A 12,132-nucleotide genomic window follows, 5' to 3' on the forward strand; every position below is an offset into this window, starting at 1 on the left:
ACCAATCACTTCAATTCCAGAACGGTTACACCGCTGCCGCCTTCTCCTGCAGAACCAGGTCTGTCTGCTCCAATTCGCGGGTGATTTTTAGCAAATTCTTTTACACCCTTCCGAAGTGCTCCTGTCCCTTTGCCATGAATGATGAAAACTTTCGGATAACCTGCAAGTAAAGCATCATCAATGTATTTTTCCAATCTGGCAAGAGCGTCCTCATATCGTTCACCACGTAAATCAAGCTCTGTTTTGACGTGATAGCCGGAACCTTTAACAGTCGTCAGTGGTTTTTCTTTAACGGAGCTTTTATTCTTAACAAGCTGGATCTCATTACGTTTCACTTTAACCTTCATAATACCGACTTGAATCAAGTAATCATTTTCACCTGATTTTTCAAGAACTGTTCCGCGCTGATTTGCCGACAGCAGCTTAATTTCATCGCCCGGATTCAATTCTTGTGTTGCTTCGTTTATTTGTTTTGATTTATCCGCTGATTTATCAGTCAGATCCGGTTGTGCTTCTTCAAGCGATTTACGGGCTTCAATCCATTCATGTTCTTTCAGCTGTGCATTGGTTTTCACCTGCCGTATTTCGTCAACAATCGTTTCCGCTTCATCACGGGCTTTTTGTAAAGCTTTGTCTGCTTTATCTTCTGCTTTTTTATATAAGTCCTCGCGTTTATTTTCAAACTGCTGCCATGCTTTTATGAGATCGTCCCGCAATTTTTCACTTTCCTGAAGTACGTTATGTGCCCGATCGTAATCATCTTCAGCCTGACGCCGGGACTCATCGAGTGAAGCAATCATATTTTCAACACTTTCAGAATTAACGCCAACCTTATTTTTCGCCTGGTCAATCACTGATTGCTCCAGCCCCAGGCGTTTGGCTATATCAAATGCATTACTCCGGCCGGGTACACCAATCAATAGCCGGTAAGTAGGCTCCAGAGTTTCCACATCAAACTCCACGGATGCATTAACTACATGTTCACGGTTATAGCCATAAGCTTTTAATTCCGGGTAATGAGTTGTTGCCACAACACGAGCGTCACGGGACACAACATCATCAAGAATGGCCATTGCCAATGCAGCACCTTCCTGTGGATCGGTCCCTGCACCAAGTTCGTCAAACAATACTAAAGATTTATGGTTAACCTGATGGAGGATCGAAACAATATTCATCATATGTGATGAGAAAGTGCTCAAACTTTGCTCGATTGACTGCTCATCGCCAATATCAGCAAAAACATTCTCAAAAACCGCCATTTCACAGCCGTCAGCAGCAGGAATTTGCAAACCGGATTGCGCCATTAACGTAAACAAGCCAATCATTTTCAATGCAACAGTTTTACCACCAGTATTTGGACCAGTGATGACAATAGATGTGTAATCCTTACCAAGTGCCACATCATTGGAAATGACTTCATCTTCAGATATCAGCGGATGACGTGCTTGTTTGACATTGATAATACCGTCATCATTGATCATCGGCATCGCAGCATTCATTTGTCTTCCCAGTTTGGCTCTTGCAACAATGAAATCAATATGTGCCAATACTGAAACATTTTCGGAAAGAATCGCTTCAGCATCAGCAATGTCTGCACTTAACGCCCGAAGAATCCGGTCAATCTCCTGTTTTTCTTTTACTCTTGCTTCCTGCAGCTGGTTGTTCAAATCGACAACCGCTTTTGGTTCCATAAACAATGTGGCACCAGAGGCCGATTGGTCATGGACAATCCCACCTACAGCCCCGCGGTACTCTTGTTTCACCGGCAGGACATATCGATCATTTCGAATCGTTATGATGGCATCCGACAACATCTTGCTCTGGGACTTGGTATAACTGTCCAATTTATCCCGTACGTTACTTTCAAATGTGCGAATAGAAGAACGAATGCTGCGCAGCTTGACGGACGCGCTATCCATCATATTTCCCCGGTCATCAATGCAGCTGTTTATCTGTGTTTCCAGTTCCCGCAACGTGACAATTCGTCCGGCAAGATCTTTTAAAATGGGTAAATGCTCTTCCATTTTTTCCAGGAAGTTTTTAACCTGGCGTGCCCCGTAAAGGGTATTGGCAACATCAAGGCACTCTTCAGCTGATAATACACCACCGATGACACTTCGTTTAATACTGGCGCGAATGTCTGCAATCCCACCTAATGGAATGGTCATATTCAACCTTAAAATTTGGCTTGCTTCGTCGGTTTCTGCTTGCATTTCCTTAACTTTGGCTGAGTCAGCGGAAGGTTTCAGGTTTGATGCCAGTTCCTTGCCAATCGTCGTTTCAGCCTGATTATTCAATTGTTCGATGACTTTATTAAATTCCAGCGTTTGCAGAATTCGTTCATTCATGTGGATTTTCTCCTTTAGATGGTTAAACGTATGCTCTTCTTTAGATTACTATTGACGCTTATTCATTTGTACGATTCATGAAGGCCATAAGTTTCTGCTTTGACCATGTATTGATGACAGTATCTGTTTTGATCCATCCTTTTCGGGCAGCACCGACACCATATGTCATATGATCCAGCATGTAATAATCATGGGCATCCGTATTGATGGCAATCTTAACACCGGCCTCCTGAGCCTTTCTCGCCCATTCATTGGAGAGATCCAGCCGGTTTGGGTTGGCATTGATCTCCAGTGCTGTATCCGTTTCTTTGGCACGCTCAATCAGCTGCTCAACATCCACATCATAACCTTTACGCCGGCCGATAAGCCTGCCGGTAGGGTGCGCAATCAGGGAAACATAAGGATTTTCCAGCGCCGCATTCAGCCGTGCCATTATTTTGTCCTGTGATTGATTAAAACTTGAGTGAATTGCACCGATGACAAAGTCCAATTCCTGTAAAAAATCATCCGCAAAGTCTAACGTGCCATCAGGTAAAATATCCATTTCAACACCGGCAAAAATATGGATATCATCGTATTTTTCATTTAAATTGGCAATTGTTTCCCGCTGTTTACGCAACCGTGTTTCATTTAATCCATTGGCAACTCTGAGAAACCTGGAATGATCCGTAATCGTTATATAATCATAATTTTTCACGCGTGCCTGGTTAACCATTTCTTCCAATGATTGCGCACCATCGCTCCAAGTCGTATGCATGTGCAGATCCCCGCGAATATCTTCCAGTTTAAGCAATGAAACAGGTTCACGGTAGGACTCCACTTCTCCGGTGTTTTCCCTCACTTCGGGTGGGATATAGTGCAAGTCAAAGTGCTCAAAAAATTCCGCTTCACTTTTAAATGTCAGTGTTTCACCTGTTTCCTCCACTTCCAGACCATATTCGTTAATTTTTTCACCTTGTGATTTGGCGAGCTGCCGCATAGCGACATTATGATCCTTTGAACCTGTAAAATGATGTAACGTTGAAGCAAATTCATCCGGTTTAACAATCCGAAAGTCCACATTTATATCGTAAACATCCTCAAGGGTGACTGACACTTTCGTATCCCCTTGTGCCACGACTTCCTTTATCCGCCCCATCTCTAACAGACGTTCACGAACAGTCTGAAAATCTTCAGATGCAATAATAAAATCAATATCTTTAACGGTTTCACGCATCCGCCTCAGACTTCCGGCACGTGAATAATCATGAATCGCTTCAATCGTATCCAAGTAGTGTTCGATCATCTCAGCAAGCGGAAGCATTGTGGCAATTGGCAGGCGTTCGGGGCGCTCATTAGCCTCTTTCAATGCTGTTAGGATTTTTTCGGCAGACTTTTTCCCGAATCCTTCCAGCTGCTCGATCTGGCCTTTTTCACATGCTTCCTGCAGCGAGTCAGCATCCGTAACGCCAAGTTCCTGATATAGCTTTGCAAGTTTTTTACCGCCGAGTCCCGGCAAATCCAGCAGCGGCACTAAACCTTGGGGGACTTCCTTTTCCAGCTGGATTAGTGTTTCGGACGTTTCATTCTGGATAAATTCATTAATGACGGAAGCTGTTCCCTTGCCGACCCCTTTTATTTTAGTGAAATCCTCAATATCCGTAATGGAACGGTCATCACGCTCAAGTGCCTGAGCCGCCTTCCGGTAAGCTGATATCTTAAATGGATTTTCAGCCTTAAGCTCCAAATGAACAGCAATTTTCTCCAATAACTTAATAACATCTTTTTTATTAACAGGCATATAGACTCACCTTCTTTATTAACAGTCAAAAAGCTTTTTTCGTAAATTTTGTTGCTTTTAGTTTTCATAGTTGATATAAATTGCGACACACTGAAATTTTGAGTGCAAATAATACCGCTCCGGAAATACGCTCCGCTTTCCGCGGGCGGCTGGTGAGCCTCCTCGCGCTAACGCGCTCCGGGGTCTCACCTATGCCTATCCTCCCGCAGGAGTCTCCGCGTATTTCCTCCGCTGTTTTGTGTTTTATAATTATATTTATTTATTGTGTAATCAAAACTCTTTGTGGTTGTTGATTGGAGTGGAGGGCAGGAGACTCCTGCGGGAAAAGCACGTGTCTAGACCTGAGCAGCGGCGGTTTTCCGCAACGGAGGCTGAAGCCGTGCCCGCGGAAAGCGACTGCCCGAAACGGAAATCAACAAAGCACTCTATGTCGCAGTTTATAGATTTTTTGTCAAAAACAGTAGCCTTGAAGTGAACAGCCATTATAAAGGCTGATTCAAATAAGACTATACTCATTGTACACAACATACAACCGTATTGCCTACTATTTGAACCAGCCTTTGATTGCCGCAAATCAGTTGCTATTAAGCAAATCATCCATACTGGTAAACCATAAGGACCTGATTTGTTCAGATAAAAATGGTGTGTTTTCAATGATAAACAATGCTATCGATGAATTATTTATCCACGATTGGATTTCAGTTAAAGGCGTCAATGCCAAAATAAACAATACTATAAAAATCAACAAGTATATTTCAACAAATCCCAGCACAGCACCGAGCAATTTGTTTAGTGAATGCAATATCGGCAATTCAGCCACGAAATCAAGCATCGATGCTATAATCTGCAGCAGTATCTTAACCGCAAAAAAGATAATGGCGAACGCTATAGCATTGTAAAAGGCACCTTCAAGCGGTAACGCCTCCAGGAAATCCGCCCATGCACTATTGTCATCCAACTCAGGATATGGAATCCATAATGCCAGACGTGATGCCAGCTCATCATAATATAGAGCGGCAAGGATGAATGCTGCAATAAAACCGATTAAATGAAACGCCTGTAAAATGAACCCGCGTTTCAAACCGATTAAAAACCCAAAAATCAATAATACAATTAAAATAAAATCTACCATTTGCTATTTATCCTCTTTCTTATTTTGAGATCCCAATAAAGCCGCATAGTCTTCTTTTAATTTCATATAATCATTCATCGTATTAACAGCAGTCAGTACAGCCAATTCTGTCGTCGTAAGCTGTTGGTTCATTCCATGAATTTCACGTATTTTCTGGTCAACCTGACTGGCAACCAAACGGACTTGACTTGGATCTTCATTCCCGACTACTGTATAATATTTATTATATATCTCAACGGTTACCCGTGTTTTATCATCCTGGGTCACACTCGATACCCTCCATTAATAAATTTTCATGAGAACATACATAATATATTTTTTTCAGTAACTATAAACGTTTATCATCTTTAGCGTTAAAATAATCGACTATATCATAACACAATAACGGTCATTCAGGAAATCCAAATTGTTCAACCGGGGGCTTATCGTACGGGAAATTCCAGGTTATAAAGGTTTCATTATTAAACAGTGTTTGCTACCGTTTAACATAGCAAATCAATTGGAGGATCAAAATGCCACAAAATGTATACGTCTTAACAGCAGATATCATTAAAAAAATGAAAAATCATTATACTGATTATTTACAAACAACACCACAAGGCGCTATTTTTCGGGCCAAGACAGCAAATGCAGTGATAACCGCCTACAAATCCGGTAAAGTTTTGTTTCAGGGGAAAAACCCTGCAGCCGAAGCGGATAAATGGACCGAGATAAAAGAAGATGAGCCGGTAACGCCAAAAAATACCCGGAAGCAAACCGGATACACACCGCCGGATACACTTTTGTCAAGCAGTCATATCGGTTCGGATGAAGCAGGGACGGGAGATTACTTTGGTCCCATCACAACCGCAGCTGTTTTTGTCAAACAAGAGGAAATGGAACTATTGAAAGAATTAGGTGTAAGAGATTCCAAGAATTTAAAAGACGCATCCATCCGGAAAATTGCCAACGATATTCTAAAACTTGATATGCCGTATTCACTTTTAGTTTTGCGAAATGAGAAATACAATCAGCTGCAAAGGCGTGGCTGGTCCCAGGGCAAAATGAAAGCTATGCTTCACCACCATGCCATCACCAACGTCCTGAACAAAGTGAATGCTTCTGAAACAGATGGCATTTTGATTGACCAATTTTGTGAACCTGATGTCTACAAACGCCATATTGCTTCCGAGAAAGAACAACTGCCTGATAACACATATTTCATGACAAAAGCCGAAAGTTATTCGATCGCGGTAGCGGCTGCATCAATCATTGCCAGAACCAGCTTTTTGAAAGAAATGGATCACTTATCGGAAAAAGCAGGGTTCACACTGCCTAAAGGTGCATCGGGAAAAGTTGACCAGGCAGCCGCCCGCATCATCAAATCAAACGGCCGGGAAATACTGGACACCTGCGCCAAAACCCATTTCGCCAATACGAAAAAGGCTTTTAATCGTGTATAAGAAAAACTCAGGCCTGGCCTCGTCTTCCCAGAGGTCAGAGGCCGGAAGTCAGACTGAAGAAATCGGCGGGGCTTCCGATTTCTCTGTTTAAAACATTACCCTGAATTCTATGCTTTCCATATAAGAAAAGAGGAGGCACCGGATACTGGCGCCTCCTCTTTCAAACTACGATCTTACGTACGCATTAAATTTCTCATTTACCGTTTCAACGATTTTCTGGTAAGATTGCTCGACTTCATTGTCTTTCAGGGTTTTTTCCGGATCCTGGTAGAATAAGCTATACGCAATGGATTTCTTGCCCTCAGGTAAATTTTCACCTTTGTAGACATCGAAAACCTGCACATTTTTAACCAAAGGTGAACCGGTTATTTCAATTGTTTCCTTCATCTCACCGGCGTTTACATCTTCATCCACAATAAAGGCAATGTCTCTGGCAACCGATGGATACTTCGGAATCGGCTGGTAATCAATTGTACCCGTATTGATTCCCAATACATACGCCAAATCAATATCAAACACATATGTTTCTTTTAGATCCATTGATTTTTCAAGTGATGGATGAACCTGCCCGAAGAAACCAATGACTTCATTATCAATCGAGATTGTGGCACATCTGCCCGGGTGCATCTCGGGCAACCTGGCCTGTTCAAAGGAAATCGGCGTGTTCAAAAAGTCGAATAACCCTTCGATGATACCTTTGACCAAATAAAAATCCACTTGTTTTTTCTCCTGCTGCCACGGATGATTCATCCATAATCCGGAAAGCACTCCTGCTAACCGCAATTTTTCATCCGGATATTCTGAAAGCATTTTTTCATCTGAAACGAACACATTTCCAAGTTCAAAGTAATGAATATCCGTTTGAGTTCGGGCCCGATTATATGCCAGGGATTTCAGCAATTCCGGCAAAATACTCAGACGCAAGTACCTATGATCCTCACTCATCGGCATGGAGAGCTGAACAGGATTTGGATTTTTCTCACGCAGTTCAGGACTGACCAGTTTATCAATCTTTGCATAATCGGTTAATGAATAAGTGATCGTTTCCATTAGCCCTGCACTTTGCATATAGTTCTTAACTGACCGTTTCAGTTTCTGTTTTTGCGTTAACCCGCCGGCCTGGGACGCTCCTTCAGGCATCGTATATGGCAAATGGTCATAACCGTAGATTCGCGCTACTTCCTCAACCATATCCTCAAAAATGGTTATATCCCCGCGCCGGGTAGGTACATGAACAGCAAATTTATTCTGTTTCTGGTCGAGAGGAAACTGCAGCTTGTTTAAAATCACGGCAATATCCTCTGTTGTAATCGTTGTACCAAGCCGTTTATTAATGTCGCTTGTTTCAAACGTTACGGTCTTCTCATTGCGGTCCAGTTCATCAAAGGCAACAGGATCAGCTAAAATGGTTGCACTTGCGTATTTTTCAAGCAAATGACATGCACGCAGCCCCGCACGTTCTACCCGGTTCGGATCAACACCTTTTTCGAATCGCGTGCTTGAATCACTGCGCAGACCGGTATCTTTGACAGTTGTTCTGACGGCAGATGGGTCAAAATAGGCAGCCTCAAGCAAAACAGTTGTCGTATCTTCATTCACTTCCGTATTCAGACCGCCCATCACGCCAGCAAGCGCTACAGGTTCTTTTCCATTTGTAATGACAAGATTCTCATTGGATAGTATGCGTTCTTCACCATCGAGCGTTACCATTTTCTCACCATGGCGGCCGCGACGCGTGACAACTTCATCAGAGCCAAACCGGTCATAGTCAAATGCATGCAGTGGTTGGCCATACTCCAGTAAGACAAAGTTTGTAATATCCACAACATTATTGATTGGACGGATACCTGCTGCAATCAGGACATTCCGCATCCACAATGGCGACTGCTTAATCTCAATATCTTTGGCAATAAAAGCACCATAATATGGGTTTAAATCAGGATCTCCCACATTCACCGAAACATAATCAGCTGCTTTTTCACTTGCAGGGTGCACGTCTTCATTCGGCAGTGTCACGTCCTGATCAAGAATTGCCGCCGTCTCATAGGCCACACCAAGCATACTTAACGCATCTGCACGGTTCGGTGTCAAATCAAACTCCAGTACAGCATCATCTAAATTAAGAAGCCGCTCGACACTCTCACCTGCTGTCACATCATCCGGAAACACAAAAATACCTTCAGAAACGTCTTTTGGGACATATTTTTCATCGATACCAAGTTCCTGCAGCGAGCAAATCATACCATTGGATTCAACGCCACGGAGTTTCACTTTTTTGATTTTGAAATCATTCGGCAGTACAGCCCCGGGTTTCGCAACCGCTACCTTTTGACCTTGCGCAATATTCGGGGCACCGCAAACGATCTGCAGCTGTTCGTCACCTGTGTCAACCTGGCAAAGACTCAACTTATCAGCATTTGGATGTTGGTCACAAGATTCAACATAACCGACAACCACACCACTGCTTTTTCCGGCAACATATTCAATCCCATCCACTTCGATTCCGGTTCTTGTGATTCTGTCCGAAAGCTCTTCAGGACTGACGGATTCGATATCAATATAATCTTTAAGCCAGTTTAATGATACTAACATTACTGTGCCCCTCCTTTTTCATGGTGAAATTGTGTCAGGAACCGCATATCATTGGTGTAGAAATGCCGGATATCATCAATACCATATTTCAGCATGGCAATTCGATCCGGTCCCATTCCAAACGCAAAGCCTGTATATTTCTCTGAATCATATCCGGCCATTTCCAGAACATTCGGGTGCACCATTCCGCCACCAAGGATTTCAATCCAGCCGGAATGCTTACAGACAGAACAGCCGTCACCTTTACAAACTTTACAGGAAATATCCATTTCCACAGACGGTTCCGTAAATGGAAAAAAGCTTGGACGCAGACGGATTTCCCGATCGCTGCCGAATATACTTTTGGCAAAATTATCTAATGTCCCTTTCAAATCACTCATCCGAACATTTTTATCAACATAAAGTCCTTCAATTTGCGTAAACTGATGCGAATGCGTGGCATCATCCGTGTCACGACGGTAAACCTTCCCAGGGCAGATCATTTTAACCGGCTGCCCTCCACCGTATTGCTGCATGGTTCTTGCCTGCACCGGTGAAGTATGTGTCCTGAGCAGCAGCTCGTTTGTAATATAAAATGTATCCTGCATATCGCGTGCCGGATGACCTTTAGGCATGTTCATGGCCTCAAAATTAAAATAATCCGTTTCCACTTCCGGACCTTCTTTCACTTCATAACCCATCCCAATAAATAAATCCTCAATTTCCTCGATGATACTTGTCAATAAATGCGGTCCGCCAACTTGAGGCGGCCGGCCAGGCAATGTGACATCAAGTGCTTCGTTTTCAAGCTTTGCTTCCAATGCGGCCTGCTCAAGTGCTTCCGTTTTTTCGTCAATTTCATTTGTAATGGCCTCACGCACCTTGTTGGCAATCTCACCAACAACCGGGCGCTCTTCCTTGGAAAGTTTGCCCATCCCACGTAAAACACTTGTCAAAGATCCTTTTTTGCCTAAGTAAGTTACTTTTATATCCTGAAGCTCTTTTAAATCGTGCGCCTCTTTTACTTTCGAGAGTGCTTCCCGGCGAATCGTTTCCAATTGCTCTTTCATCAATATACCTCCTTATGAAGTGACGCGTGGTAAATATTTGCCATATAAAAAAGCCCCATCCCACTAAGGGACGAGGCTCTTATTTCGCGGTACCACCCTTGTTGACACAACAGTTCTGTGTCCAACTCTAACATGATAACGGATCTAATATCCGGGTCACCTTTACTTTGACAAAGGTCCAAGTGCCAGCTCCAGAGTGAAATGACAGCAATTGTATCAGCCAGAGATGCTTTCAGTCCGTGACACCTCTTCCCTTGTTGCCGTACATTCCATTACTGTCTGTCTCTATCCAAGCTTTTAAAAAACAGTCTGTAAGTTGCTCATTTCCTGAATCAAATTTATTCTATTATAGATAATTTGCCGGGATTATGCAACTATTTACTTATCGAATACATTAAAATGCCTGCTGCAACACTGACATTTAATGATTCAGCCTGTCCGTATATCGGGATTTTCACGGATTGATCTGCCAATTTTACGATATCGCTGTTAACGCCTGCACCTTCATTACCTACGATCAATGCAACTTTATCAGACACATTCGTTTCTTTAAATGAAATGGCATCCGTTAGTGCTGAAGCCCATACCGTGAATCCTCCTGCCTGCAGATCAGGTATTTTTTCCAGCAAATTACCATGCAAAATCGGTAAGTGGAATAAGGAACCTTGCGTTGCGCGAATAACTTTATCGTTGTACAAATCAACTGTGCCATCACCCAGCATAACCATGTCAAAGCCAGCTGCATCTGCAGTTCGAATGATCGTACCCAGGTTGCCGGGATTTTGAATCGAATCAATTAACAACACCGTATTAGCGGCAGATTCTATTGGGTGTTTTATTTTAATGGTCGCAGCAATTCCTTGAGGGGTTTCGGTCATGGTCATATGCTGCAACACTTTCCGGCTGACATAAGTGGCGGGATAATCGCCACACCATTCCGGACCTTCCACCCCTTCCACTAAGATAACCTCTGTAATCTCCCAGTTACTTTGATAGGCTTCTTCAATTAAATGGAAGCCTTCGATCAAAAACATGCCGGTTTGTTTGCGGCCTTTACGGTTGTGTAATTTCATCCATTGTTTGACTTTGTGATTTTGCAGTGACGTAATCATTTCATCCATCCCACTTTGTCATTTTCTTATCTTATCATACATATTTTATGCTTTGCCGGTCAAACTATCGTTAGTTTAATCAAACAAAAGAGGTGGTTTCATGGACCTGAATTTACGAAAAGCTATTTTATCCAATATTGCAGAAAATGATCAGGAACAATTGGAAGCAACCATTACGGATGCTATTCAGGACGGCGAGGAAAAAATGCTTCCGGGTTTAGGTGTACTATTCGAACTGATTTGGAAACAATCTGATGAACAGGACAAGCAGGAAATGATTGAAGCATTGGAACAAGGTGTTCAACAAGCCAATACCAGCAGTTAAAATCTGACTCAAGATGGGTGTTTTGACATACACCTGTCTTTTTTTTGAAAGGCTGTTTTCTCAAATATTGTTGTTGTTGCCGCAAAATCCATAAACTGCGAAATAGTGAAAATTCTCATTAGTGAGGCTTCCTCCTGTTCTGATTAGCGTTAAGTGCTTTGCGACGCTCCGGCAACATACTTCGCTTTCCATGGGCACGGCCTCAGCCTCCTCGGAAAGCAAAGACCGCTTTCCTCCGGGGTCTTCGGACACGTGCTTTTCCCATAGGAGTCTTCGTATATTGCCTCCGCTGTCAGCGACTTTCTGCATTTCGAAAGGATGAAGTCCGAGAAAAAATTGTTTAGCGGGTTTT

Annotated in this window: 9 protein-coding genes; 2 read left to right on the forward strand and 7 right to left on the reverse strand. The window is 42.9% G+C overall.

The window, feature by feature from the left end:
- Positions 1 to 5 precede the first annotated feature (5 nt).
- The 4 genes from Len3610_RS08420 to zapA form a co-directional block, all read right to left on the reverse strand.
- On the reverse strand, positions 6 to 2,348 hold the full coding sequence (locus Len3610_RS08420; RefSeq protein ID WP_176447552.1) for an endonuclease MutS2: 2,343 nt from the start codon (positions 2,346 to 2,348) through the stop codon (positions 6 to 8).
- Between the two features lie 58 nt (positions 2,349 to 2,406).
- Complete coding sequence (gene polX, locus Len3610_RS08425) at positions 2,407 to 4,128, reverse strand: DNA polymerase/3'-5' exonuclease PolX (RefSeq protein WP_176447553.1); 1,722 nt, start codon at positions 4,126 to 4,128, stop codon at positions 2,407 to 2,409.
- 574 nt (positions 4,129 to 4,702) lie between these two features.
- The gene (locus Len3610_RS08430) at positions 4,703 to 5,260 is read right to left on the reverse strand and encodes a CvpA family protein (protein WP_176447554.1); all 558 of its coding nucleotides are present in this window, start codon (positions 5,258 to 5,260) and stop codon (positions 4,703 to 4,705) included.
- A gap of 3 nt (positions 5,261 to 5,263) precedes the next feature.
- Positions 5,264 to 5,527 (reverse strand): cell division protein ZapA, encoded by a 264-nt coding sequence (gene zapA / locus Len3610_RS08435; protein ID WP_176447555.1) that lies wholly within the window; start codon positions 5,525 to 5,527, stop codon positions 5,264 to 5,266.
- Between the two features lie 245 nt (positions 5,528 to 5,772).
- On the opposite strand from zapA, the gene rnhC reads away from it, so the two are divergent.
- Positions 5,773 to 6,702 carry a ribonuclease HIII gene (gene rnhC, locus Len3610_RS08440; protein ID WP_176447556.1) on the forward strand — a complete coding sequence of 310 codons (930 nt, stop codon included), beginning with the start codon at positions 5,773 to 5,775 and terminating at the stop codon, positions 6,700 to 6,702.
- Between the two features lie 165 nt (positions 6,703 to 6,867).
- Here rnhC and pheT read toward each other — a convergent pair whose 3' ends face one another.
- From pheT to Len3610_RS08455, 3 genes are all read right to left on the reverse strand, one after another.
- On the reverse strand, positions 6,868 to 9,294 hold the full coding sequence (gene pheT, locus Len3610_RS08445; protein ID WP_176447557.1) for a phenylalanine--tRNA ligase subunit beta: 2,427 nt from the start codon (positions 9,292 to 9,294) through the stop codon (positions 6,868 to 6,870).
- On the reverse strand, positions 9,294 to 10,343 hold the full coding sequence (pheS, locus tag Len3610_RS08450; RefSeq protein ID WP_176447558.1) for a phenylalanine--tRNA ligase subunit alpha: 1,050 nt from the start codon (positions 10,341 to 10,343) through the stop codon (positions 9,294 to 9,296). Before pheS ends, pheT begins: the two co-directional genes overlap by 1 nt.
- Before the next feature lie 374 nt (positions 10,344 to 10,717).
- Complete coding sequence (locus tag Len3610_RS08455; protein WP_176447559.1) at positions 10,718 to 11,455, reverse strand: TrmH family RNA methyltransferase; 738 nt, start codon at positions 11,453 to 11,455, stop codon at positions 10,718 to 10,720.
- A gap of 100 nt (positions 11,456 to 11,555) precedes the next feature.
- Here Len3610_RS08455 and sspI point away from each other — a divergent pair, with 100 nt between their 5' ends.
- Entirely contained in the window at positions 11,556 to 11,780 is a 225-nt protein-coding gene (gene sspI, locus Len3610_RS08460; RefSeq protein ID WP_176447560.1) for a small acid-soluble spore protein SspI, read from the forward strand.
- Positions 11,781 to 12,132: the final 352 nt, after the last annotated feature.

The organism is Lentibacillus sp. CBA3610 (assembly GCF_013373365.1).
GTDB lineage: Bacteria > Bacillota > Bacilli > Bacillales > Amphibacillaceae > Lentibacillus.